Origin of the sequence: Erwinia sp. SLM-02, from assembly GCF_037450285.1 — a bacterium.
GTDB lineage: Bacteria > Pseudomonadota > Gammaproteobacteria > Enterobacterales > Enterobacteriaceae > Erwinia.
In genome coordinates, this window is the sequence record NZ_JAQISN010000002.1 from 289,343 (window position 1) to 314,314 (window position 24,972).

Annotated in this window: 22 protein-coding genes; 9 read left to right on the forward strand and 13 right to left on the reverse strand. The window is 59.5% G+C overall.

Translation table 11 applies throughout. The features are described 5' to 3' along the window. Position 1 precedes the first annotated feature (1 nt). Both fecE and PGH32_RS14560 read left to right on the forward strand, forming a co-directional pair. Entirely contained in the window at positions 2 to 769 is a 768-nt protein-coding gene (gene fecE / locus PGH32_RS14555) for a Fe(3+) dicitrate ABC transporter ATP-binding protein FecE (RefSeq protein WP_337894634.1), read from the forward strand. Positions 770 to 962: 193 nt separating this feature from the next. Further along, a complete protein-coding gene (locus tag PGH32_RS14560; RefSeq protein ID WP_337894398.1) occupies positions 963 to 3,092 on the forward strand; it encodes a putative bifunctional diguanylate cyclase/phosphodiesterase in 2,130 nt (709 codons plus the stop codon). Positions 3,093 to 3,185: 93 nt separating this feature from the next. Here the strand turns inward: PGH32_RS14560 and PGH32_RS14565 are convergent, their stop codons facing one another. Further along, positions 3,186 to 4,094, reverse strand: coding sequence for an AraC family transcriptional regulator (locus PGH32_RS14565; RefSeq protein ID WP_337894399.1), 909 nt, complete (start codon positions 4,092 to 4,094; stop codon positions 3,186 to 3,188). Positions 4,095 to 4,203: 109 nt separating this feature from the next. On the opposite strand from PGH32_RS14565, the gene PGH32_RS14570 reads away from it, so the two are divergent. The 4 genes from PGH32_RS14570 to PGH32_RS14585 all read left to right on the forward strand — a co-directional run bounded on the left by PGH32_RS14570 (position 4,204) and on the right by PGH32_RS14585 (position 8,071). Continuing rightward, positions 4,204 to 5,229, forward strand: a complete 1,026-nt coding sequence (locus tag PGH32_RS14570; RefSeq protein ID WP_337894400.1) for a zinc-dependent alcohol dehydrogenase family protein — start codon at positions 4,204 to 4,206, stop codon at positions 5,227 to 5,229. Positions 5,230 to 5,629: 400 nt separating this feature from the next. Further along, positions 5,630 to 6,043, forward strand: coding sequence for a GNAT family N-acetyltransferase (locus PGH32_RS14575; RefSeq protein WP_337894401.1), 414 nt, complete (start codon positions 5,630 to 5,632; stop codon positions 6,041 to 6,043). Positions 6,044 to 6,065: 22 nt separating this feature from the next. Next, complete coding sequence (locus tag PGH32_RS14580; protein ID WP_314418026.1) at positions 6,066 to 6,755, forward strand: helix-turn-helix transcriptional regulator; 690 nt, start codon at positions 6,066 to 6,068, stop codon at positions 6,753 to 6,755. A gap of 17 nt (positions 6,756 to 6,772) precedes the next feature. Beyond that, complete coding sequence (locus PGH32_RS14585; RefSeq protein WP_337894402.1) at positions 6,773 to 8,071, forward strand: cytosine permease; 1,299 nt, start codon at positions 6,773 to 6,775, stop codon at positions 8,069 to 8,071. A gap of 45 nt (positions 8,072 to 8,116) precedes the next feature. On the opposite strand, the gene wzz(fepE) is transcribed toward PGH32_RS14585, so the two are convergent. The 9 genes from wzz(fepE) to PGH32_RS14630 all read right to left on the reverse strand — a co-directional run bounded on the left by wzz(fepE) (position 8,117) and on the right by PGH32_RS14630 (position 17,318). Then, a complete protein-coding gene (gene wzz(fepE), locus PGH32_RS14590) occupies positions 8,117 to 9,229 on the reverse strand; it encodes an LPS O-antigen length regulator Wzz(fepE) (RefSeq protein WP_314418023.1) in 1,113 nt (370 codons plus the stop codon). Between the two features lie 245 nt (positions 9,230 to 9,474). Further along, positions 9,475 to 10,377, reverse strand: a complete 903-nt coding sequence (locus PGH32_RS14595; RefSeq protein ID WP_314418021.1) for a MurR/RpiR family transcriptional regulator — start codon at positions 10,375 to 10,377, stop codon at positions 9,475 to 9,477. Continuing rightward, positions 10,374 to 11,291 carry a PstS family phosphate ABC transporter substrate-binding protein gene (locus PGH32_RS14600; protein ID WP_337894403.1) on the reverse strand — a complete coding sequence of 306 codons (918 nt, stop codon included), beginning with the start codon at positions 11,289 to 11,291 and terminating at the stop codon, positions 10,374 to 10,376. Before PGH32_RS14600 ends, PGH32_RS14595 begins: the two co-directional genes overlap by 4 nt. Continuing rightward, positions 11,291 to 12,298, reverse strand: coding sequence for a hypothetical protein (locus PGH32_RS14605; RefSeq protein ID WP_337894404.1), 1,008 nt, complete (start codon positions 12,296 to 12,298; stop codon positions 11,291 to 11,293). The genes PGH32_RS14600 and PGH32_RS14605 overlap by 1 nt, the downstream gene beginning before the upstream one ends. Then, the gene (locus tag PGH32_RS14610) at positions 12,295 to 13,434 is read right to left on the reverse strand and encodes a PepSY-associated TM helix domain-containing protein (RefSeq protein WP_337894405.1); all 1,140 of its coding nucleotides are present in this window, start codon (positions 13,432 to 13,434) and stop codon (positions 12,295 to 12,297) included. Before PGH32_RS14610 ends, PGH32_RS14605 begins: the two co-directional genes overlap by 4 nt. A 3-nt stretch (positions 13,435 to 13,437) precedes the next feature. Then, the gene (locus PGH32_RS14615) at positions 13,438 to 14,385 is read right to left on the reverse strand and encodes an iron-siderophore ABC transporter substrate-binding protein (RefSeq protein ID WP_337894406.1); all 948 of its coding nucleotides are present in this window, start codon (positions 14,383 to 14,385) and stop codon (positions 13,438 to 13,440) included. 16 nt (positions 14,386 to 14,401) lie between these two features. Next, complete coding sequence (locus PGH32_RS14620; RefSeq protein ID WP_337894407.1) at positions 14,402 to 15,454, reverse strand: FecCD family ABC transporter permease; 1,053 nt, start codon at positions 15,452 to 15,454, stop codon at positions 14,402 to 14,404. Beyond that, positions 15,451 to 16,476, reverse strand: a complete 1,026-nt coding sequence (locus tag PGH32_RS14625) for a FecCD family ABC transporter permease (RefSeq protein WP_314418009.1) — start codon at positions 16,474 to 16,476, stop codon at positions 15,451 to 15,453. The genes PGH32_RS14620 and PGH32_RS14625 overlap by 4 nt, the downstream gene beginning before the upstream one ends. Next, positions 16,476 to 17,318, reverse strand: a complete 843-nt coding sequence (locus PGH32_RS14630) for an ABC transporter ATP-binding protein (protein WP_337894408.1) — start codon at positions 17,316 to 17,318, stop codon at positions 16,476 to 16,478. Before PGH32_RS14630 ends, PGH32_RS14625 begins: the two co-directional genes overlap by 1 nt. A 452-nt stretch (positions 17,319 to 17,770) precedes the next feature. Here PGH32_RS14630 and PGH32_RS14635 point away from each other — a divergent pair, with 452 nt between their 5' ends. The 3 genes from PGH32_RS14635 to ftnA all read left to right on the forward strand — a co-directional run bounded on the left by PGH32_RS14635 (position 17,771) and on the right by ftnA (position 22,521). Next, entirely contained in the window at positions 17,771 to 19,951 is a 2,181-nt protein-coding gene (locus PGH32_RS14635; RefSeq protein WP_314418006.1) for a TonB-dependent siderophore receptor, read from the forward strand. A 105-nt stretch (positions 19,952 to 20,056) separates the two neighbouring features. Beyond that, complete coding sequence (locus tag PGH32_RS14640; RefSeq protein ID WP_314418004.1) at positions 20,057 to 21,679, forward strand: GMC family oxidoreductase; 1,623 nt, start codon at positions 20,057 to 20,059, stop codon at positions 21,677 to 21,679. Positions 21,680 to 22,008: 329 nt separating this feature from the next. After that, positions 22,009 to 22,521, forward strand: coding sequence for a non-heme ferritin (ftnA, locus tag PGH32_RS14645; protein ID WP_314418003.1), 513 nt, complete (start codon positions 22,009 to 22,011; stop codon positions 22,519 to 22,521). 85 nt (positions 22,522 to 22,606) lie between these two features. On the opposite strand, the gene PGH32_RS14650 is transcribed toward ftnA, so the two are convergent. The 3 genes from PGH32_RS14650 to PGH32_RS14660 form a co-directional block, all read right to left on the reverse strand. Next, positions 22,607 to 22,873, reverse strand: coding sequence for a hypothetical protein (locus PGH32_RS14650; protein WP_314418002.1), 267 nt, complete (start codon positions 22,871 to 22,873; stop codon positions 22,607 to 22,609). 241 nt (positions 22,874 to 23,114) lie between these two features. Continuing rightward, on the reverse strand, positions 23,115 to 24,242 hold the full coding sequence (locus PGH32_RS14655) for an ABC transporter substrate-binding protein (protein WP_337894409.1): 1,128 nt from the start codon (positions 24,240 to 24,242) through the stop codon (positions 23,115 to 23,117). A gap of 116 nt (positions 24,243 to 24,358) precedes the next feature. After that, positions 24,359 to 24,859, reverse strand: coding sequence for a GNAT family N-acetyltransferase (locus PGH32_RS14660; RefSeq protein ID WP_314417998.1), 501 nt, complete (start codon positions 24,857 to 24,859; stop codon positions 24,359 to 24,361). Between the last annotated feature and the right edge of the window lie 113 nt (positions 24,860 to 24,972).

The following is a 24,972-nucleotide window of genomic DNA, read 5'->3' on the forward strand; positions in this document are numbered from 1 at the left end:
GATGCCACTATCCGTCGAAGGGCTGAGTGCCGGTTACACCAGTACGCCCATTTTGCATAATCTTTCGCTGACGCTGCCCGCCGGGAAGATCACCGCCCTGCTTGGCCCGAACGGCTGCGGTAAGTCCACGCTGCTGCGCTGCTGTTCGCGGCTGCTGAAGCCCAAAGCCGGCAGGGTCATGCTGGGCGATGACGATCTGGCCGCGCTGAGCGCTCGCCAGCTGGGGCAGCGGCTGGCGCTGCTTCCACAGCAGCACAGCGTGCCCGAGGGGATCAGCGTGCGGGAGCTGGTGGGCTACGGGCGCAGTCCGTGGCTTAACCTGTTTGGCCGCCCGGGCGAGATCGATCGCCAGCGGGTGCAGGCGGCCATCGATGAAGTGCAGATCGGCAACCTCGCCGAAAAGCCGCTCAGCACGCTTTCCGGCGGCCAGCGGCAGCGGGCGTTCCTGGCTATGACCCTGGCGCAGGACACGCCGCTGCTGCTGCTGGACGAACCGACAACGTGGCTCGATATCAACCACCAGGTCGAGCTGTTACGGCTGCTGCGCCGCCAGCAGGAACAGGGCAAAACCGTGGTAACGGTGCTGCACGATCTGAATCAGGCCAGCCGCTACTGCGACCATCTGGTGCTGATGATGGCCGGTCAGGTGGTCGCCAGCGGCACGCCAGAGCAGGTCATGACCCCGGAACGGCTACGGCAGGTGTTCAGTATCAATGCGCAGATTCATGCCGATCCGGTTTGCGGACGGCCAATGTGCGTGGTGGTTTAATTGACCAATTTGCCTGGATAACTGGCACTTTCCGGAAACCCCCTTCCTCTGAAACCCTTGATACCACGATAACTGACATATTCACGACGTTATCCAAGGGTTTATCTTTGCCAAAAATGGTCAATGAGGTAATGTTTGCTATCTCAAGATCGGTGGTTTCCTGGGACTACAACGCGTCTATCCTGGAAGGTCAATGAAAAACAAACACAGCACGGTTGCCAATTTGCGCCGGGAGTTCACGCGTAATGTTATCGCGCCAGTGGTGGCGGTGGTGCTGTTTTCTCTGCTGGGGTGTGGGCTTACCGCCTGGTGGGTCACGGCACAGAGCAATAATAAGGCGCTGGAAAAACAGCAGCAGGTGATCAAAAACCTGCTGGCCCAGCATCTTGAAGAGTTCAGCCAGCAGCATCGCAACCTGCTGCGGGAAGCGCAGCCGGTTTCACTGCTGCTGCAGTCCGATGCCGCCGCCCCGTGGCTGTTCCGGCTGATTGGCGATGATGAGGTCTATCTGGTGGACCCCCACCAGCGCCCGCTGGCTGCCTGGCTGTCGGACGCCCCGGCTCCCGTTGAACGCTACCATGAGATAGCCCAGGCGCTGGCTCCGAACCTGCATGCCTCGAACGTGCTGACCAGCGATTTTATCCGCCTGCGCGAGCGGGTGGCCGAAGTGGCCGTTGCCAGCCTGCCCGGCGACGATCGCGGCTATCAGCTGGTGTTTATCCGCTACCTGCGCAGCAGCTTTGTTGATTTTTTAACCCATCGCGGCGTGGTGACCAACTTCAGCTTCAGCCCCAGCCAGCCGGACCAGCCAAACAGCGCCGGCTTTCTGCTGACCTCGCACCAGGGAACGCCGGTCAGCGACGTCTCGTGGGAACCGATGCGCCCCGGCAGCCAGATGCTGCTGTTTACCGGCCCGCTGATTGCGCTGGCGGTGCTCAGTATTGCCCTGATGTGCCTGGTGATGACCCGCCGCCTGTGGCACTCCTCGCTGAATCTGACCCGCTCGATGCAGAAGCTGGCCGCCAGCGAAGCCCGCGCCAGGCATATTGCGCTGCACGATATTTTAACCGGCCTGCCTAACCGTAAATGGATTGAGCAGCAGCTTAATCATCGCCTCAGCATGCTGACGGTCGATCGGGATAATCTTGCCCTGCTGCTGCTGGATCTCGACCACTTTAAGATCGTCAACGACACCTACGGCCACCACACTGGCGATGAGCTGCTGATGGAGGTCAGTAAACGCCTGTCCAGCCTGCTGCCGATCAAAGATTCTATTGGCCGACTGGGCGGCGATGAATTTGTCATCATGATGGGGAACGTCACGGATGAGCATCAGGTAGACCAGCTGTGCCAGCAGATTATCGCCTGCCTCTCTCAGCCGATGCAGCTGAACGGCAACGCGCTGTGGATCGGCGTGAGCATCGGCGTGGCGCTGGCGCCGCTCGACAGTACCGAACGGCTGGAGCTGATGCGTAAGGCGGATATCTCCCTTTACGCCGCCAAGGCCGAAGGCGGCGGACAGTACCGGCTGTTTATTCCCGCGATGGATGAAGCCCTGCAAAAGCGCCAGCGGCTGGCGCAGCAGCTGCGCCTCGCGCTGGAGAACGACAGCGGGCTGACCCAGCTGTACCAGCCGATTGTTGATATCAGCGGGAAAAAACCGGTCGCCGTCGAAGCGCTGCTGCGCTGGCATCATCCCAAACTGGGTGCCATTTCGCCGGCCGATTTCATTCCGCTGGCGGAAGAAACTGGCCTGATCATTCCTCTCGGCGACTGGGTCGTTGAGAAGGCCTGTCAGATGGCCACCACCTGCCCGCGGCTGATCGTGGCCATTAACGTTTCGCCGCTGCAGTTCCTGGCCGACAACTTTATCAGTACCCTGATGGACACGGTGGCGCGCCACTGTATCGATCCCCGTCAGATCGAGCTGGAGATTACCGAAGGCGTGCTGCTGGAGGATAAAGAGCGCGCTTTACAGAACATCAATACCCTGCGTGAAGCCGGATTCAGTATCGCGCTGGACGATTTTGGCACCGGCTATTCCAGCCTCAGCTATCTGATTCAGTTCCCGGTCGATACCATCAAGATCGACCAGACCTTTACCCAGTCGCTGGGCGTGCGCGATAACTCGGCGACCATCGTCGAATCGGTGATCACCCTCGGCCACAGCCTGGGGATCACCGTGACGGCGGAAGGGGTGGAAACCGACGCCCAGCGCATGATGCTGGAAGCCGCCGGCTGCGATCTGCTGCAGGGCTTTTTATTCAGCAGGCCGCTGACGGCGGACCAGCTGCACGCCCTGCTGGATGAACAGCGCCCGTAGAGAGCTGAACGTTGCTTTTATCCAGCCCGACTGCACAAATGTGGCATAGAGCCATAATGCTTGCGCAAGCGTCCAGGATGCGGGTGGCTTCAGCTACGTTGCCTGCGAGCGTCGATACTCACCGGGCGTCTGCCCTTCGTGCCGTTTGAATGCCCGCCCAAAGGTGATCGCGGAATCGTAGCCCACCCGCTGCGCGATGGTTTCCAGCGCCAGCTCGGGATGCCGCAGCAGGCAGCGCGCGCGCCAGATGCGCCAGCGGCCGAGATACTCTCCCGGCGTTTCCCCGGTCACCTGCTTAAAATAGGCGCTGAACGCCGAACGCGACATCCCCGCCTCCTTCGCCATCTCATTCAGCCGCCACGGAAAGTCTAACCGCTGATGGATCTTCTCCATCACCGGGCGCAGGCGGCTGTCGGCCAGCGCGGCCATCCAGCCCTGCTGCGGCTGGATTTGCTGATAATGCGTGCGGATGGCCTGCACAAACAGCACGTCCGCCAGCCGGCTGATGACAATTCGCGATCCCAGATGCGGCCGGTCGGTTTCCAGCGCCAGCAGCTGTAGCGTGGCCGCCAGCAGCGGCGATCGTCCCGCATCCGCCGGGATCGTCACGCAGTCAGGGAGCAGCGACAGCAGCGGCTGAGCGCCGCTGGCGTCAAAGGTCAGCCAGCCGCACAGCAGCTCGGCCTGGTCTCCCTCACCGCCAAATACGGCGCTTTTACCGGCGCAGTCGGCAAAAACCGCCTCGCAGGTGCGGGTCGGCGTTTTCGGATCGTCGCTCAGCGACAGCAGCACGCCCGGTCTGGCAATAAACCCCTCTCCGCGGTGCAGCCGCCGCGGAGGCTGGCCGTTGACCGTCAGCCAGCCCTCGCCCTCCAGCATAAAGCCAAAGCGAATCGACGCACTTTCAACAAAACTGACGCCCCACGGCGCGCGCGGCTGCAGGCGCGAGTGCAGCGCGCCGCTGACGCGCATCGCGGCAAAAACATCATCAAGCGGATCCATTTCAGGCCCTCTTCCTGGACGATTAGTCAGTAAAAATACCTTTCCAGTCATTATCTGTACAGCCCGGGGCACGTAAGGTAGCGGCATTACATCAGCAGAGGACACCACCATGTACAGCTATCGCCTGAATGATTTTGGCAGCATCGACCATCTCCAGCGCGTTGAAGAGCCGCGCCCGCGGCCCGGACGCCAGCAGGTACTGATCCGCGTGGCCGCCGTCAGTCTGAACTATCGCGATCTGGCGATCCTGCATGGCAAAAGCACGCTTGCCCCGCAGGCCGGGCTGATCCCGTTGTCGGACGGCGTCGGCTACATCGTGGAGTGCGGAGAAGACGCCACGCGCTTTGCCTGCGGCGATCGCGTAGCGGGGATCTTTTTCCCGCAGTGGCTGGGCGGCAGCCTGACGCCGGGTAACAGCGGCGGCGCGTGGGGCAGCCGCGCGGACGGCTGGCTCACCGAGTACAAAGTGATTGATGAAGCGTCGCTGGTTTCCGTTCCGGATTATCTCAGCGATGAACAGGCCGCCACCCTGCCCTGTGCGGCGGTAACGGCCTGGAACAGCCTGACTCAGTCGCGTCCGCTGCAGCCCGGTGAAACGGTGCTCACCCAGGGCACCGGCGGCGTGGCGCTGTTTGCCGTGCAGTTTGCCCGGCTGATGGGGCTGAAGATTATCGCCCTGACCTCCAGCGAGGAAAAAGCGGCGCTGCTGCGTGAGCTGGGGGCAACGCACACCGTGAACTACCGCCTGCATCCCGACTGGTATCAGCAGGCCAGGGCGCTGACCGACGGCGTGGGCGTACAGCGGGTGGTGGAGATTGGCGGGCCGGGAACGCTGCAAAACTCGCTGAAGTCGACCGCCTCCGGCGGCGAGATTGCCCTGCTGGGGTTCGTTGCCGCCGGGGACGAGTCCGTTGATTTCATGACCCTGTTTACCAGCGGTGCCACCGTCCGGCCTTTCAGCGTGGGCAGCCGGGAAGATTTCGAGCGGATGAATCTGGCGCTGGCGCAGAGCCGGTTAAAGCCGGTTATTGACCGGGTCTTTTCCTTTTCGGAAACGCGGGAAGCGTGGCGTTATTTCGATCGGCAACAGCACTGCGGGAAGGTGGTGATAAAGATGGATGCCGTAAGGCAGTAGAACGGCTCAGGGGACAAAACTCAGGGGACCACGCTCCGCGTAGCCCCCTGGAAAATACTGCGTCTTTGAAAAGATTTCCTGAACTTATTATTTTATAAATTATCAGTTATCTTTCTTTATTTTCACTCTATTCGCGTCGATCTCAGCGAGAAACTGAGCGGTATAATCGAGAAATTGCCCTGGTGAGGCGTAAACAAATCTTGTCAAACCACCCGGCAAATTGATAATAGTGTGATCTGTGTTGCTGCTCTGCCCGGTCGTCACTACAGTAGTTCTTTTCGTCCCACTTGGGAACGGGAGAAAAACACTCTTGTCAGTCGAAAGGTAAAATGATAATTACCCATTGTTAATGTGCAGGTTATCTTATTAATTTACTTTATTTCATGATGTTGGACTAACAATGAAAATGACTATGACTGACAAACCGGCTGCCGCGGATGAAGAGCTCGTTATCGACAGCCTGTGGGCCCACAACGCCAGAACGACTCCCGTTGATATTCACCCTCTGTTTCTGACTTTACGCAATGAGCAGGACCAGATAGTGGCCGGTCTTGTGGCCCGCACCTGGTGGGGAGGGCTGGAGGTGCAGTACCTGTGGGTCAGCGATGACTGCCGGGGCCAGGGCGTCGGCCGCGAGCTGATGCAAAGCGCAGAGCAGGAAGCAAAAAAACGCGGTTGCCATATGGCCTATGTCGACACGTTTGATTTCCAGGCGCGGGGCTTTTACGAAAAGTTAGGCTACGCCGTCTACGGTGAACTGGGTGATTATGCCCATCAACATACCCGACACTATCTGGCGAAGAAGATCGGATAATGGAGGGCCACAGGGGGAAGAGATGAACGTATCAGATGCGAAACAGCACTCCAATTTGAGCGCACTGATTGCCATGATGGAACACCTGGCTGAACCCTGGGGCATCAAAGATTCAGAATCACGCCATCTCTATATGAATGATATGGCGTATCGCTACACCAGCACGCCAAAGGAGTTCGCCGTTGAGGGAAAGCTCGACAGCGAATTTCCCGCCGCCTGGGCCGAATGCGAAGACGAACTGATTGAGCACGACAGGCGCACTGAAGCCAGTCACGGGCGGGTGGCGGTGATTGAAACCCACTACTGGTTCGGGCAGGACAGCCTGACGCCTTACGTCAGCGAAAAGATCCCGCTGTACGGCGACGGCGGCGTGTTTATCGGCGTGGCGTGGAATGCCAGGCTGCTTGATACCCTGTCGCCGCTGAAATACATCACTCAGCAAAAACCCGGGGTGCTGACCACCGAAGTGAGTACCGATCTGTTTACCCGCTCCGAGCTGGATACGCTGTTTCTGCTGCTGCAGCGCTTATCCACCAAGGAGATCGCCCGCATCTATAACCTCAGCCATCGCACGGTAGAAAACCGGATTTACAGCATCTACCAGAAGGCCGGGGTGCACACGCTGAATCAGTTTGAAGAGTATTGCCGTCACGCAGGATTAGACAATTTTATACCGGACCGCCTGATCGAAAAGGGCATCCAGTTTATTTAATTTCAAGGAAACAGAACGTGATAAAAATAGAAGACTACCCGCTGAGCCGCGTTCCTGAGAACAAGCGCGTCTCCTTCCTGAGCGTTGCCGTAGTGCACATGGGCATGCTGACCGCGCTGGATCAGTTTATGCTCGGCTCGGTGCTGGGTGACTCGATGGACCTGGCCAGTGCATTTCTGGCCATTTTAGCCGGCAGCGTTATTTTCGGCATCGTCACCTACGGTCTGGGCTATGCCGGGATGCGGGAAGGGATCTCCGGCAGCCTGCTGGCGCGCTGGTGCGGCTTTGGCCGTGTCGGTTCCGTGCTGATTGGCCTGGTGGTGGCCGTCAGCCTGCTGGGCTGGTTTGGCATTCAGAACGCCATCTTCGCGAAATCGCTCAACTTCGCGCTGGGCGACAGTCTCGGCTTCCCGCTGGCGGCCAGCCTGTCCGGTCTGCTGCTGACCGTGCTGGTGACCTTCGGCTTTAAAGCGCTGCGCGTGACCGCCCGCATCGCCGTACCGCTGTTTATCTGCCTGGTGGCGTTTATCTCCTTCCACACCCTTTCCGGCCATACCCTGCAGCAAATCATCGATCTGCCGCCAACCGGTTCGCCGCTGACCATCAGCGCGGCGATTACCATGGTGGTCGGCGGTGCAATCGTGGCCAGCCTGATGACCCCGGACCTGACCCGCTATTCAAAGTCGTCTAAACACGTCGCGGGTATTACGCTGCTGACCATTATTGCCGGTGAGTTTATCGTTAACGGCCTGGCGATTCTGATTGCCCGAACGCTGCAAACGGCGGATGTGGTAACAATTATGTCGCAGGCGGCGGGCGGTGTCGGACTGCTGGTGGTGATCCTCTCTACCCTGCGCGTTAACGACCTCAACCTCTACTCCTCTTCGCTGGGGGTGATTAACGCGGTGGAAGGGATCTGCGGCAAAAAGCTGAAATATCGCAGTACCACGCTGGTGATCGGCCTGCTGGGAACCCTGCTGTCGGTGCTGGGGATTCTGGATCGCTTTGTGGATTTCCTCACCGTGCTGGGCGTGGTCTTCCCGCCGATCCTCGGCATTATGCTGGTGGATTACCTGCTGCTGCGCACGCACCGTGGCCTGCTGGACCGCAGCCGCCAGCGGGGTGAACTGCCGACGGACAGCGAAACGCCGGTGATTGGCTGGGTGGCGATCGTCGCCACGCTGGTGGGTAGCGCAGTGGGGTTACTGACCGAATGGGGCGTGCCGACCATCAATTCGCTGCTGATTTCCTGCGTAATTTATTACGTGGTTAAACTGGCGCAGCGGCGCAACCGTCCGGCAGCGGCATCGGCCTGAAACCACTAAGGCGGACATCGTCCGCCTTAACTCTCCCTCTGCAATTCACTTCATCATGCGGCGTGCAACCACGCTGTTTACCAACACGTAACCACAGCCTGCAACCAATCCGGCCAGGGAAAACAGCAGCACAATCAGCGTGCGTTTTGGCGCATCGCGGATTAGCGGCTCGAACGGCGCACGCATGTATTTAAACGGCACATCCTCCGGGGGGGAGATGTTCAGCGCATCCAGCTTCTCAAGGTACAGGCGACGGCTCTGCAGTTTGTCGTTCAGCGCCCCGGCGGGCAGCGATTTCTCAATGTCCAGCTTGCGCGCCAGGCCGTCAGCACCCAGCGTCACCGAAAAATCCGGGTCGTCCTGAATCGTGGTGCCGTTACTCCACGACGGTCTTTTAATCCCAGCCGATCTGGCAATATCCAGCGCGTACTGCAGGCGGTCGATCTTACTGCTGTGTTTAATCTCCTCCTGCATCATCTCCAGATCGTACAGCGCTTTTTCTTTCATTCTGGCTTCGTCAATCTGATACTCCAGCCGCTGATACAGCTCGTCGTTCACCTCGCCGGTAATATAGTTAATGTAGCCTTCCAGTAAATCACGGGCATCAACGGCGGTTTCGGCGGTATATTTCAGATCGTAGTAGCGATACTCTTTTTTATCCGCCTCTTTATCCTGCACCGAGCTATGCGAGTCGATATTCCCGTGCAGGATGTCGTTAATCAGTCGGTGGCGTGAATCCGCATCATCCGTCTTTTCTGACGCCAGCTTTTTAAAATAGTTGGTATTAACCAGATATTTCTCACGCAGGCTGCGCGAGTCGAAATTACGCATAAATTCAGACAGCAGTGAATCTGGCGTAATATCCGTTTTAATCCCCAGTACCGACAGCTCGGTAAGAATATTATTGATATTTTTCAGCTGCGCCGGTTCGGCCGGCACCAGCATCGCCGTGCTGGTCCAGCGCTGCGGCATAATAAAACTGACCGCCACCGCGATCAGCGCCGCGACGAAAATAAAGGCCAGAACGGTCAGTTTCCGCCGGAGGATGATGGCGAAAATATCCAGTAAATCCAGTGGGTCATTCGGTTCGGGAAAGAGGGGAAGAGCAGACGGTAGCGGCGAATGATTCGCAGCATTATCCGGCGTGGTACTCGCCATGTAAAACTCCTGCAGTACAGTATGTAGATAAATCGTAAATTATCCGCATCGCAATCCGTTGCGGCTGCCAGAGTGTAAACGAAAAAAGACCGCGTTTTTTACCGAATAATTGCAGCAGCCTAATTTTAATAAAATCATTACGCAGCAACAGGGAGGAGCGGCGGAAAACAGGGCAGAGAAACGAGGTGAATACGGCCTGATATTACGCTAAATACGTTTCAGGCCGCCCCGGCTGTTTAATTCCGCTACGCCTTCTTTGCCCCCGATTTACCAATCGCCCGATACAGCTCCTGAATACGCTTCATCGATTTAATCGTCCGCTGCGGCGCGGTGGAGGCCACCGACAGAATAATCATCTCCAGGCATACCAGCACCGTGCCGTGCAGCGGCACTTTGCCATTTTCCCCGCCGCGCGGCACGTTGATCACCACCTGAACCTCTTTGCTGAAGCGGGAATCGGTGGCGTGGGTCAGCAGAATGGTGGGGATCCCCAGCCTTTTCGCCTCGCGCAGCGTCGTCAGCCCTTCCCGGTGGGCCGACTTCTGCGCCATCATCACCAGCACGTCACCGCGCTGCAGATTGATCAGCTGTTCGGCCAGCATCACCCCGGTGCGGTTAAGCGCGGTGCCGGGAATGCCGTTGCGGCTGAACAGGCGTGCGGCGTATTCGGCCAGGATGCTGGAGGCACCGATGCCGAAAATCGCCACCTGCCGCGCCTCCGCCAGCAGCGCCACCGCCCGGGACATGGCGGCACGGTTATGGGGTTCAGACAGCACTTCACAGGCGCGCTGGTGCCCTTCCAGAACAAAATCGATGCTGGAGTTCACGTCGCTGGCGAGCGCATTCACCGTTGAGCTCATTTTTTCCGCCGAGGAGATCCCCGGCCCGAACCAGCTTTCCATGGTCTGCTTCAGATCGCGCAGCCCGGCAAACCCCAGCGCCTGAATGGCCCGGACCACGGTGGCGTCGGAAGTCTGCGTTGCGGCGGCGATTTCCATCGCCGTATGTTCCAGCACAACCTCGCGGTTATCGTTGATGTAGCTGGCTACCGCCATCAGGCGCGGCGACAGCCCCGGACCGCGGGCGCGAAAGCGTTCACCGTAAATATCCACGCGGGTTTTGGTTTTTTGGGTCAGCAGTCTGTTCATCCCTGCCCCTTGATGAATTCATTCAGCCGCTGGCGCTGTGCGTGCAGCATGACCTCATTCAGCGGCAGATAGCCCTCTGGCGACGCGCTTTGTGCGGCCACCACCTGCTGGCCGGCATCGGACAGCGCCAGCCGCAGGAACGCCGCCAGGCGGGGTTCAGGGACGCCGCCGGGGGGCAGATCGAACCACAGCGTAACGGCACTCCCCAGCGGATAGTCCCCCGCCTGAACCGCCTGCGCGTCGGGCATAAAGTAGGCTCCTTCGCGCTGGCCTAACGGCAGCACGCGCACCCCATCACCGAATTCGGCGGCATTAAACCAACCGACGGCGCCCAGCGAGAAGGGATCGGCAGCCACCGCTTCCAGCACCGCGCGGCGGTCCGGCAGCGGTTCATAGTGGTGGGGGAACTGCCGGTTGGCGAGATGGGCGCGGCGAAAACCGCTGGCATATTTACCGTCATCGCGCAGGCCGTAGAGATGAATGCGCCGGTGCTGCCAGGCGCCACTCAGCCCCAGCTGGGACCAGCAGGTGATATCCCCCTGCGGCGTACCGGATGAAAACACCGCCGCCAGCTGCGCCATACTCAGCCCGGCCAGCGGATTATCACGATGCAGCCAGATGGCGGGCGGCGTTTTCGCCCCCGCGCGCGGGCCGTATCCGCACCAGCCCACCTGAATACCGGTCGGCGAATACCCCTTAACGTTGCGAAAAGCCGCCAGCTCCTGCGCCCAGGGCGCGCGCGACATCGGGGCCAGCAGGCAGGCATCCGCCGCCAGCGCCATGATTGCGGTAGACGACCCGGCCAGAGACAGTTGAAAGCACTGCTCCGGCCGCTCGGCGGACAGCATCGCGCACCACGGCTCGATCAGCGACGCCATGCCGTCATTGCCGGTAATGTTAAAGAATTCAGACATCAGGCTCCCTCCGCCAGATCCAGCTTTAGCCGCTCCGCCCGGGCATCCGCCGCGCTGAGCGGCAGATAACCGTCGGGCTGGGAGGCAATCATCTGCTGCCCCTGCCGCGACAGCGTAAAGCGCAGAAATTCCCGCTGCAGCGCATCCAGCCCGCCGCCGTAGCGCGTTGCCGGGTAGAACCACAGGTAGCGCCCCAGCGCGTATTCGCCCGCCGTCATCTCCGGCACGGTGCCGCTCAGCCACGGTCCACTGTCGTCAGCGGCCAGCGGCAGCGCGCGCAGCAGGGCAGTTTCCCGGCCGATGGCCGCCACGCAAATGGCCGACGGCTCCTGCTCCAGCCGCGCCAGCAGGCGATCGGTGCCGACCAGATATTCACAGTCGGCGCTGAGCGCCCGCCCGCCGAAGTGGTGCTTCTGCATATAGCTGCCGAAACCGCTGAACTGCTGGGTGGTCAGCGGCACAATGCGTCTGTCCGCCCACTCCCCCGTCAGCCCCAGCTGCCCCCAGCGGTTGAAGTCGCCAGCGGGGTGACCGGCGGTGAAGATCCGGGCCAGCTGGCTGAGGCTTATCCGCGCCAGCGGGCTGCTGTGATGCACGTATACCGCCAGCGAGGTTGCCAGATGCTGGCGGGTATCCAGCGCGGCGCACGCCACCCGAACCGCCAGCGGTTCCGCACCGCGCTGTTTGCGCCAGGGGACGCTTTCCATCGGGGTGATTTCACGCCCCATCACGCTCAGCATCGCCTTATCGTTGATGGCGAAGGCCATCGCGGTCGGGGTGCCCTTCAGCTCAATGGCAAAACGCACCTCAGGGTGATAGTGCGCGAACCCGGCGGTCAATTTTTCAAGGATATAACGCGCGTGGCCGGAGCCGCTCAGGCGCACGGCTCCGTCAGCGGTCAGCCAGCCGACGCGGGCTTCCGCCGTCAGCGGCTGCGGCAGATAGTCGGTCAGTTCCGCATCCAGCGGGCGCGGAACCCATCCGGTGCGTTCGGTTAAAGAATTCACAAATGCTCCTCAGAAGATGTCGGATTTTTGCGGCGCTGCCGCCGCTTCCAGTACATCAGCAGCCCGGTGATAAAAAACAGCGGCATGCTCAGGCTGGAGATCGTTATCGCCAACCGGCCCGGGATGCCAAACAGCGCGCCGGTATGGATCGGGTCCATATCGGTCAGAATACGTTCACCGGCAGGCAGACTGCGGTAAAGCGTCTGCCGGGTAACGTTCAGGGTGCGGGGGTTGATGCTCAGCTCATCCAGCGCGCGGGCGTGGGGTGCATCAACCGGCAGAACGCGGACGCGAATCGCTTTCCCCGGCGCGGGAATAAACAGCAGCGCCGACCGGTAGTGACTGCCGTAGCGCTGGACCACCTGCTGCCAGACGCGATCCCAGTCCGCTTCCACGGGCTTTGCCGCCGTTTTTTTCTCAGCGGGGAGCTTCTTCACCACCTCTGCCGGGGCGCTGCCGAGCAGCCACGTCACGCCCTGGCGATACCACTGCGATGACCACCACAGGCCGGAGAGCGCACTGACCAGATAAAGCACGGCCAGCCAGCTCCCCGCCACCTGGTGCAGCATGCGGTACAGGGCACGGCCGCTGAGGCGAAAGTCCGGCCGCAGCCACTCCCGCGCGCTGCGGCTGCCCGCCGTCCAGCGCAGCCACAGCCCGGAGAGGGCAAAGAAGATCAGGCTGACGGCGCTGGCACCGGTGATCGCCCGTCCGATGGCGTTATCACCGTTCGGGGAGAGGAAGCGGTGCAGGTTGCGCACCGTAGCAAAGAACACCGCGCCGGTGGCTTCCCCGAGGATTTGCCCGCTGTACGGATTAATCAGCACCCGCAGGTTGCGCTGCCCTTTACCGCGCTGAAAGGCGGCGGTCCAGGCGCGGTCTGCCTGCTGCTCAATCTGTAACGACATCAACCGCTCGCCGGGCCGCTGCTGGCGTAGCGCGGCAATCATCGCCGCCGCCGACATCGGCACGCCATCCTGCGGCGGGCTGACGGTCATCTGCGGGCTGAGCGCCTGCATAATTTCATCTTCAAAACTCATCGTCACGCCGCTCAGCGCCATAAACGACAGGCTGGCGCCGAGGGTGATCCCCAGTAGCCAGTGCAGTTTCAGCAGAATAAGGCGCGAACGCGTCATGGATTATTTCGCCACCGGCATCGGGCGCCCGGCGATATGCGACTGCACCTGCGCCACCATCAGGCTCAGCGCCGCAAAGGAGTTAGAGATCGTCTCTTCACGCGGCAGCAGGATGTAATGACCGCTGCGGCAGGCGTTCAGGAACTGGCACCAGCCGGGCATAATGGCGTTCATCGCATCCAGCTCTTCCTGCGGTTTCCCGCCGGTATCGGAACGCCAGGTATCGAAAATAAAATCGGCGTCCAGCTCCGGCAGCCGCTCGGCGCTGACCTCAATACGATCGCCGTCGGGAATGCTGTCAATCAGCGGCGGGAAGCGGAAACCGGCATCGCGCAGCACGCGGCCCAGCGCACGGTAGGTGTGATGGACGGTGATTTTGCCCTTGTTCGCCTGGATCACCGAGACGGTGATGTGCTGGGTATCCACCATCAGCTTCAGCTGTTTGATCTGCTCCTGGTAACGGCGCTCAAGGATCGCCAACTGCTTCTGGCTGCCGGTCAGCTGCGCCAGCTTGCTGTAGATGCGCGGCGCACCGCCCACCAGGTGGTCAATACTGACCGTTGGGGCAATCTTTTCCAGCTGTTCGATGGCGGTGTTGCGGCTGGGCTCGGTGATAATCAGGTCGGGCTTTGCGGCGGCGATGGCTTCAATATCCATATCGGCGGTGCCGATAAACTGGATCGATGAATTGTCGAAATCCACCCCGGTCAGCAGCCCGCTGGAGCGCAGGAAGTGCGAACCGTCCGCCCGCGTGCGCCCATGGCTGGCCACCGGCGGCACGCCCAGCTCAATCAGGGGGATGGTAATATCCAGATCGTGCAGCGAAACAATGCGCTGCGGATGCAGCGGCACGGTGACGGTACGGCCCAGATCGTCGGTGAACTGCTGCGTTGGTTCGGCAGCGGTGGCGCTCAGGCAGGTCAGGAATAACAGGGAAATTAGCAGGCGCATAGCCATCCTCAGGGTTTTACAGCGCGTCACGACGACGCCACAGCAGCAGAAGAAAGAACGGACCGCCCACCAGCGCCATCACAATACCCGCCGGAATTTGCAGCGGGGCGAAGGCCAGCCGCCCGATGGAGTCCGTCAGCAGAACCAGCAGTGCGCCCAGCAGCGCGCTGCCGCTGAGCAGTGCCACCTGGCCGCCGCGCAGCAGAAAGCGGGCCATGTGCGGCGCAATCAGCCCGACAAAGCCCAGACTGCCGACGCAGGACACGCTGGCCGCGGTCAGCAATACCGGGGCGCAGAAGCGCACCAGCGACAGCCGCCGGAGGCGAACACCCAGCCCGGTGGCGGACTGGTCGCCGAGCAGCGCCACGTCCGATGCCCGGGCGGTCAGAAACAGGATCAGCGCCCCCGGCAGCGCCCAGCAGAACGCCACCGCCAGCAGCGACCAGGTGGCGGAGTGCAGGCTGCCCGCCATCCACACCAGCGCGGTCTGCACGTCGCGCACGTCGGCGGTGGTCATAAACACCCCGATCCCGGCGGCAAATGCCCAGGACACGCCGATGCCGATCAGAATAAAGCGCGGCCTTGAGAAATCGCGCGCCAGCAGCACCACGATCAGCGCCACCAGCAGCCCACCCGCCATACCGGCCAGCGGCCGCCACAGCAGGCTGAGCGCGGGAAACAGCAGGATCAGCACCAGCACGACGGCGCTGGTCCCTTCCTTGACGCCGATCAGCCCCGGATCGGCCAGCCCGTTGCGGGTGATCGACTGCATTGCCGCTCCGGCCATTCCCAGCATCGCCCCGCTCAGCAGCGCCATCAGCAGGCGCGGCAGGCGAATATCCCAGACGATATAGTGCTGCTGCGCAGTGAGCTGCTGCGGGTAAAACAGCGCCCGGCCGATGTCCGAAGCGGGAACGGGCAGCGTGCCCTGCGTCAGGCCGAACAGCGCCAGCAGCAGCGCAACCGCGGCCAGCAGCACGCCCGTCGCCAGCAGGCGCGGGCGCAGCAGCCGCGTGAACGGCCCCAGCCTGAGCCGCCGAAAGCCCGGTCGTTGCGCGGCTTTTTTCATTTGAAGTACCTGGCAGCGATAAAGATAAATACCGGCGCACCGACCAGGGCGGTCATCACCCCGGTCGCCAGCTCCTGGGGCGCGATCAGCACGCGGGCCACCAGATCGGCCAGCAGCAGCAGCAGCGCCCCGCCCAGCGCGGACAGCGGCACCGCCAGGCGGATATCGTCGGTCATCAGCCGCCGCACGACGTGCGGCACCACCAGCCCGATAAAGCCGATGGGGCCGGCCACCGACACCGCGGCCCCGCAGAGCAGCGCCGCCGCGATCAGCCCGATCAGTCGGGTCCGGGCGATGTGTACCCCCAGCCCGCTGGCCACCTGATCCCCCAGCGCCAGCACGTTCAGCCGTGGCGCAATCGCCAGCGCCAGCAGCATACCGACCAGCGCGGGCAGCGCGGCGGCGGCGGTCACCGACCAGCTAAGCCCGGCGAGATCCCCGGCCAGCCAGGTGCGCATTTCCAGCAGCGTCTGCTCGTCGAGGATCAGGATCGCGGCGGTCACCGAGGAGGCAAAAGCCGAGAGCGCGACGCCGCAGAGCGTCACCTTCAGCGGCGTCATTCCCGTGCGCCCGGCGGAAGCCAGCAGCATCACCACGGCAAACAGCGCGGCGGCCCCGCAGGCGGCAACCAGCGGACGGCTGGCCAGCAAACCGCCCCACCCTGCGCCGGCCGCCGAGGCGATCACCACCGCCAGCGCCGCCCCGGCATTCAGCCCGAGAATATGCGGTTCACCCAGCGGGTTACGGATCACCGACTGCAGCAGCAGCCCGGCCACGCCCAGCGCCGCGCCGGTCAGCAGGGCCGCGACCAGCCGCAGCAGGCGCAGCTCGACAATGACCTTATGGTCGAAGCTGCGCGGATCGAAGTGCAGCAGCGCCTGGAGTACGGTTGAAGGGCCGATGTAGCGCGCGCCCAGGCCAAGATGCACCACCGACCCGGCCAGCAGCAGACCAAGCAGCAGCGGCAGCGCCAGCGCGGGGCGCAGCGGATGGCGATCGACGGAGTGGAGCCGGCTGCGCATCAGCGTTGGCCATCGCGGCGGCGGAACGGCATAAAGAACGGTTTCTGCGTCAGCGGGTTAATCGACATCTGCACGTCAACGTCAAAGGCCGCTTTGATCATCTCCGGCGTGCAGCTTTCATCTTCGCCGGTGACGCCCAGCAGACGCCCCTGCTTTAAAAAGACCAGCCGGTCGGCGTAGTTCACCGCGAAGTTAAGATCGTGCAGCACCACCACCACGGTACGGCCGTGCAGGCGGGTCAGGTCGTGCAGCAGTTCGAGGATCTCCACCTGATAGCGCAGGTCGAGGAAAGTGGTGGGTTCATCCAGCAGAATGGTCTGGGTTTGCTGCGCCAGCGCCATGGCAATCCAGCAGCGCTGCCGCTGACCGCCGGAGAGGCTGTCCACCGGCAGATGGGCGAATTCGGCGGTGCCGGTCAGCCGTAACGCCTCCTCTACCGCCGCTTCGTCCGCGTCAGACCACTGGCGCATAAAGTTCTGCCACGGGTAGCGCCCGCGTGAAACCAGCTCAAATACGGTCAGCCCTTCCGGCAGCAGCGGCGACTGCGGCAGCATGCCCAGCTGGCGGGCCACGGCTTTGGTGGGCTGCTGATGAATGCTTTTACCGTCCAGCATCACGCTGCCGCCAAGCGGGGCCAGCATGCGCGCGATGGTGGTCAACAGGGTAGATTTTCCCGAACCGTTGGCGCCGACCAGCACGGTCATTTTCTTCGCCGGAATGGTCAGGCTGATATCATCGACGATGATCTGCTTTCCGTATCCGGCCGACAGCCGATCCAGCACGATCCCCTGCTGCTGCTGAGCGATACGATCGCCGGTATTCTGCTCCACCCGCTGTGGCATTCACTACTCCTGCACCGCAACGGCGTGGCTCCGGGCCAGCGCGCGCGTAAGTCTTAAATAAAAATAACTCTCATTATCTTTCTCGATCATGCGTAGAATGGATGTAGTAGTCAAGAAATAACGCGGCGCTTATTAAAACATCGCCCTGCAATGTTTTATGGAGTTATCAGGAAACCTGAAATTACTCAACACAAAATAAAATCAACAGGTTAAAAAACAATAACCCGACGATAAATGTGACAAATCGGTGTTAAAAAACCTGCATGATTTTTTCCTGATTTTTGCGTTTACTACTACATAACCGCATGTTTGAATGATTCTCAATTACATATCTGACCCCGCAAGACGGGCTAACGGATAGGCAGCGGTAACGTAATCAATCGGGCAATGAAATAAGAAACCTCTTCTCATCGATCCAAATGACGATGGGATACGTGCGGGATAAAAATTAAATGAGTGAGTTAACACCTTCTTTTCTGGGAAAAAAAGGTTACGCGTTGTTTTCAGCGATCTTCATTGGTGCGCTGTCATCTTCAGTAGCGATAGCGGCCCCCACCCCGGATGCCACCGGCACCAGCGACAAAACCGTTAAAGATGCAGGCACCATGACGGTAGACGCCAGCGTCGCCGATGCCGATAAACCGATGACGTCCGGCTATCAGCCGCTGAACTCCACGACGGCCACGCTGACCAATATGCCGCTGCTGGATATTCCGCAGGTGGTGAATACCGTCAGCGATCGGGTTATTGAGGATCAGCACTCCACCACGCTGGATGAAGTGCTTAATAACGTCAGCAACGTGGTGCAAACCAACACCCTGGGCGGCACGCAGGACGCCTTTGTGCGCCGTGGCTTCGGCAGCAACCGCGATGGTTCGGTAATGACCAACGGCCTGAAAACCGTTCTGCCGCGCAGCTTTAACGCCGCCACCGAGCGGGTTGAAGTGCTGAAAGGTCCGGCCTCAACGCTGTACGGTATTCTCGATCCGGGCGGGCTGATCAACGTGGTCACCAAGCGCCCGGAGCGCACCTTTGGCGGCTCGATCTCGGCAACGTCCACCAGCTTCGGCGGCGGTAACGGAACCGTGGATCTGACCGGCCCGATCGAAGGTACCAACCTGGCGTATCGTCTGATTGGCTCCTACCAGCACGAAGACTACTGGCGCAATTTCGGCAAAGAGCGCAGCAGCTTTATTGCCCCGTCTCTGACCTGGTTCGGCGACGATGCAACGATTAACATCGCGTATTCCCACCGTAACTACAGCACCCCGTTCGATCGCGGCACCATTTTCGATCTGAATACCGGGCACGCGGTCAATGTGAATCGCGAAACCCGCTTTGATGAAGAGTACAACATCACCGACGGCGAATCGGACCTCGCGCAGCTGAACGCCGAATACCGTATTAATAACCAGTGGACGGCGAAGTTTGACTACAGCTTCAGCCAGGATAAATACAGCGATAACCAGGCGCGCGTGATGGCCTATGACGCCACCACCGGCAACCTGACCCGCCGCGTTGACGCCACGCAGGGATCGACCCAGCGCCAGCACTCGGCACGCTTCGATCTGCAGGGCGACGTGGTGATTGGCGGCCTGTACAACGAGATCCTGACCGGGGTGGCGTATGAAAACTACGATCTGCTGCGCACCGATATGATCCGCTGTAAGAACGTGCAGGACTTCAATATCTACAATCCGTCCTACGGCTCGACCGGCAAATGCACTACGGTATCCGCGTCGGACAGCGATCAGACTATTCAGCAGGTCAGCTACTCGGCCTATGTGCAGGACTCACTGTATCTGACCGATAAGTGGATTGCGGTCAGCGCCCTGCGCTATCAGTATTTTACCGAATACGCCGGTAAGGGTCGTCCGTTCAACGTCAATACCGACAGCACCGACAATGCCTGGGTACCGAAGTTTGGCCTGGTGTATAAAGCCACGCCGGGTATCTCGCTGTTCGCTAACGTTTCACGCTCGTTTATGCCGCAGTACTCGATTGCCAGCTACATCGGCGAGCTGCCGCCGGAAACCGCCACCGCGTGGGAAGCCGGTGCCAAGTTCGATCTGTTTGACGGCGTTACGGCCAACGTGACTCTGTTTAACATCAATAAAAACAACGTGCTGTATACCGAAACCATCAATGATGAAAGCGTAGCGAAAACCGCCGGTCGGGTGCGTTCACGCGGGGTCGAGGTGGATGTGGCCGGCGCGCTGACGCAGAACATCAACGTCATCGCCAGCTATGGCTATACCGATGCCAAAGTGATGGAAGATCCCGATTACCAGGGGAAGATGCTGCCAAACGTGCCGCGCCATACCGGATCGCTGTTCCTGACCTACGACTTCCACAACGTGTTTGATGGCAATACGCTGACCGTGGGCGGCGGCGGGCATGCGGTCAGCCGTCGTTCCGGTGACAACGGTGAAGACTACTCCCTGCAGGGCTACGCGGTCGCCGATGCCTTTGCCTCTTACAAAATCAAGGCAGAACATCCGGTTACGCTGCAGGTTAACGTGAAGAATATCTTCGACAAAACCTATTACACCTCATCAATCGCGACCAATAATCTCTCTAACCAGATTGGCGACCCGCGTGAGGTGCAGTTCACGGTGAAAATGGATTTCTAATCCGCACGTTTAAATTAGCGTTCATCCCGTTGTAAAACGTAGTTTAACTCCTGAAGTACATCGGATGTTATGACGACGCCAGTCGTTACCTTCAGGAGATTCACTATGGCAGAGCAGCAATTTGACTATATTATCATCGGCGGCGGTTCCGCAGGCTGCGTTATCGCCGCCCGACTGATTGAGGCCCAGGCAGGTAGCGTCCTGCTGCTGGAAGCGGGCGGCCGTGACAGCAGCCTGTTCCACAAAATGCCCGCCGGACTGGTAAAACTCTCACCCCATACACGCTGGCCCTATCGCACCCTTCCCCAGCAATACGTGAATAATCGCATTATGCAGGTCGGCCAGGGCCGGGTTCTCGGCGGCGGCAGCGCCGTCAACGGCATGATCTATCTGCGCGGCCAGCCGCAGGACTATGACGACTGGGCAAATCAGTACGGCTGCCAGGGCTGGGGCTGGGAAGATTTGCTGCCGTGGTTCAGAAAAGCGGAAAAAAATATCAGCCTGAGCGGCAAATATCATGCGCAGCAGGGGCCGCTCAGCGTGAGTGAAAGCCTGTTCCACCATCCGTTAACCCAGGCGTTTGTCCGCGCCGGGCAGGAGCAGGGGCTGACGTATGTCAATGATTTCAATAACGGTAGCCCTTCGGGTATCGGGCTCTGGCAAACCACCACCCACCATGGCGAACGCGCCAGCACCTCACGGGCCTACCTCGATCGGGTCAAGAACGATCCCCAACTGACCGTGATCACCGGCGCGGAGGTGCAGCAGCTGATTGTGGAAGGCGACCATGCCCGGGGTGTGATTTACCATACGCACATTCCCCATCCTCACCAGGCCTTTGCCCGCCGGGAAATCATTGTTTGTGCGGGGGCTTTCGGTAGTGCAAAAATTTTGCAGCTGTCGGGCATCGGGCCGCAGAAACTGCTCGACAGCCTGGGTATTCCTGTCTGCGCTGATTTACCCGTTGGCAAGTACTATCAGGACCATCTGCATATGTCGCTGAATGCCACCGTGACCACCGCAAACAGCATGTGGGGGGAGGACCGGGGTCTGCGCGCGGTTAAAAACTTCGTGCAGTGGCACTGTTTTCGCAGCGGCCTGCTGACCAGCAACATTCTGGAAGGCGGGGCGTTAATCGATACCACCGGCCGCGGCCGGGCCGATGTGCAGTTCCATTTTCTGCCGGTGCTGGATAATTTTGAGAACGGACCCGATGCGAACCCGGCGGGCAGCGAGCATGGGCTGACGGTCAAGGTAGGATTTCTGCAGAGCCAGTCGCGTGGTGAAGTCCGGCTGACCAGCAGCAACCCGGCCGATGAACTGGCGATTGATGCCGGCTATCTCAGCGATCCTGCCGATCTCGCCGGCCAGATCAGGGCGGTAAAAGCGGGGCTTCGCCTGCTGCGCAGCCCGTCCCTGCAGTCCGTGGTCGGGCATATTTTGCAGCTGGATGAGGTGAATGAGGAGGATGAAGAGGCCATTACTGCCTTTATTCTTAACGATATTAAAACCGTCTATCACCCGGTCGGCACCTGCCGTATGGGCCCATATCCGGCAACGTCCGTGGTCGATCTGCAGCTGCGCGTACACGGTATGTCGGGTTTACGGGTGGCAGACTGCAGCATCTTTCCTCAAATCCCCAGCGGCAATACCAACGCGCCAACGATAATGATCGCCGAGCGCGCGGCCGATCTGATCCTCACCGAGGCCGCCAGCCCGGTTTGCTGACGGCAGTCCCACCCGGCTTCTGCCCTGTGGCAGAAGCTTCTTATTCAACTAGAATTAATAGATTAGCAGATAAATCTTAAAGAGATTAATTCTCATTCCGATGATATTCAGGGCTGTAATTATTAATAAGAATGGTTATCAAACTTATTTAAAAATCGAAACGAATTATATTTAATTAAAATAAAAAACACATATAAATCATAATATTGAATACATAAAAATAAATTTAGCTTTTGCTATAATAAACGGTTTTTATTTTATCAGGATGCGTGCATAATGCGCAGAAATCACCTGTCATCCACAGAAAATAATAATTTTAAGGAGTCACCATGCTGACCAATGAAATGACCGCGAAGCTGAACGATCAGCTTAATCTCGAATTCTACTCTGCTAACCTCTATCTGCAGATGAGTGCCTGGGCTAACGATAAAGGCTTTGATGGTGCTGCCGCTTTCCTGCGTGAACACTCCGTAGAAGAGATGCAGCATATGCAGCGTCTGTTCAACTACCTGAGCGATACCGGCGCGATGCCGGTGCTGGGCACCATTGATGCACCACCGGTGACCTTTAACTCACTGAGTGAAGTGCTGGAGCAGGCCTACCAGCACGAGCAGCTGATCACCTCAAAGATCAACGAACTGGCTCATTCGGCGATCACCAGCCAGGACTATTCAACCTTCAACTTCCTGCAGTGGTACGTGGCCGAGCAGCATGAAGAAGAGAAGCTGTTCAAATCTGTTCTGGACAAGCTGGCGCTGGTTGGCAACACCGGTCAGGCTCTGTTCTTCCTGGACAAAGACCTGAAAAAACTGAGCGAGCCGGGCGCGCACTCCGCACCGTAATTCGCGTTGCCGGGCGTCAGCGTTTTGTTCTACGCCGCCGGATCCTTCGCCACCGAGCCACTCCCGAAAGGGAGTGGCTTTTTCATTATATGCCCACGCCATCACTCTTTTCCTTCGGCGGCGGCGCGGCGGGTGGTGCCTGGCTGACCAGGCGTTTCAGATACACCGCTATCGCTTTCAGATCCGACTTGCTCAGGTGCGGTGCGCTCGGCTGCTCGCCCTGGCGGGCGCGATCGGAAGCCATGCTGCGATCGTCATGGCACCCATCGTCCTGTGAGTCGCTTCCTGCATGAAGGGTGGCCGATGCCGCAATCAACAGAGCTGATAACCACCGCCGGGTATAAAGTTTCATGGCTCACTCCCTGTTATGCCGGTATCCGAAACTCAACGCGCTGTCCCCGCCTGGCGAAACCTCACCGACGGCAGGACACCGCTGTGAACCTGCGAATAAAATAAGGGAGAACGAAAAAGCGAACCGGTGTGAAGTGTTAGGGGATATGAGTGAAACGGCTAATAGCGGGATGTTATTCGCGCAAGACGCTGATTATTAGTCATTTAGACAAAGGGTGCGAATAGCACCCTTTGTCTGCCGATCAGTGGCTGGCCGGCAGGGTAACCCAGTAGCCCGGCTGGTAGGCCACCGGCAGGAAGCGCTGGTGGAATTCGCGGAAGGTAGCATCCGGATCGATGTCCTTAAACAGCTCCGGATGCAGCCATTTGGCCATCGCCTGAATCGCCACGAACTGATACGGACTGTCGTAGAACTGATGCCAGATAGCGTGTGCATTGCCGTTGGTGGCGACCGGCAGCGTGCGGAACGCCGGGCGCGCCATCAGCGCCGTCAGGCGTTTTGTTGCTTCCGCGAGATCCGCTCCCGGACCCACGCCCACCCAGCCACCGGCGGTATTGTAGTTCTTCCAGTTAGCGCCGGTCACAATCACCACATCAGGGCGCGCGGCGATAATCTGCTCGGGGTTCAGCGTGCCGAAGGTGCCGGGGATCAGCCCTTTGGCAATATTTTTGCCTCCGGCCACTTCCACCATCCGGCCAAAGTTTTCATCGCCAAACGACATGCAGCACTCTTCGGTGTAGCCACCGGCGCGGTCCAGCATCACCTCAGGGCGCTTGCCGGTGAAGTTTTTCAGGCGGTCGGTGACGATATCGATCTGCCGCTGGCGGAAAGCGACGATCTCTTCGGCACGCTCGGGTTTACCCACCAGCTGGCCCATAATGCGGATGCTCTTTTCGGCGTTCTCAAACGGCTTCTCGCGGAAATCGATAAACACCACCGGAATACCCAGCTTATCGAGTTTTTCGGTCAGCTTCGATTCGTCGGTCGCCGCCTTCGATTCCAGGTTCATCAGCACCAGATCGGGTTTGAGGGTCAGCGCCTGCTCAACGTTAAAGGTGCCGTCTTTAGCCCCGCCAAAGGTCGGCAGCTTTTTGATCTGCGGGTATTTTTCCGCGTAGATTTGGTAAGTGTCGAAATCGGCCTTTGGCAGATCGTCGCGCCAGCCCACTACGCGCTGGAAAGGTGCCCCGGTATCGAAGGCCGCCAGCAGATAGATCTGCCGCCCTTCCCCCAGGATCACTCTCTTCACTTCCGATTTAATTTCGACCTTACGGCCGCTGACATCTTCTACCACAAACGGTGCGGCCCACAGACTGGCTGATGCGATCAGCCCGGCCAGCAGAATGCCTGTTTTACCCCAAATCGTCATAATAAAACCCCACAAGGAAAATGATTATTATTCTCAGTTAAAATCCTGCAGGGGCATGCTACGTGGCGATGAAAGTTAAAACAAGATGTGTCAAAAAATTTCATTTAATGACAGTTTCAAAAGGTATACCGGTAAAATTTGGTATCCACCTTCATCACCGGAAAAGAGGCAGGCAGCTCGGGGACGGCGATTTCGGTAAAGCCATTTTTTTCATAGAAACGGTGCGCGGCAAGGAACAGTGACGTGGTGCCGAGGAAGATATCGGTCAGCCCCTGCTCACGGCCGTACGCCAGCAGGATGTTCAGCAGCGCCAGCCCGGTGCCATACGCCTTCCCGCGATACTCTGCCGCCACAAACATTTTGCGCAGCGCCGCCTGGCGATGACCAATATCCTTGAGCGCGATACAGCCGACCACGCGATCGTCCACCAGCGCCAGCCAGAACTGGCCTTTACCCTGCTGATAGAAGTTTTCGATATCGTTAAGATCGGGCTGCTGCTCTGCGGTGATGGGAATGCTGAACTCGTTAGTCTGGATCGGCAGAATTAAATCGAAGACCGCTGCCTGATGTTTTGCGCTGTAGGGTTCGATACGAAGGGTTGTGCCGGATTCGCTCATTGATGTTGTACTCTCTGGCGGCCACGGACCGCATTAGGGTTAGTCAATGCAGACGACAACAACAGATTGTCGCCTGCTTTTTCAGCCCATTCAGACTACATCATTAGCATGAT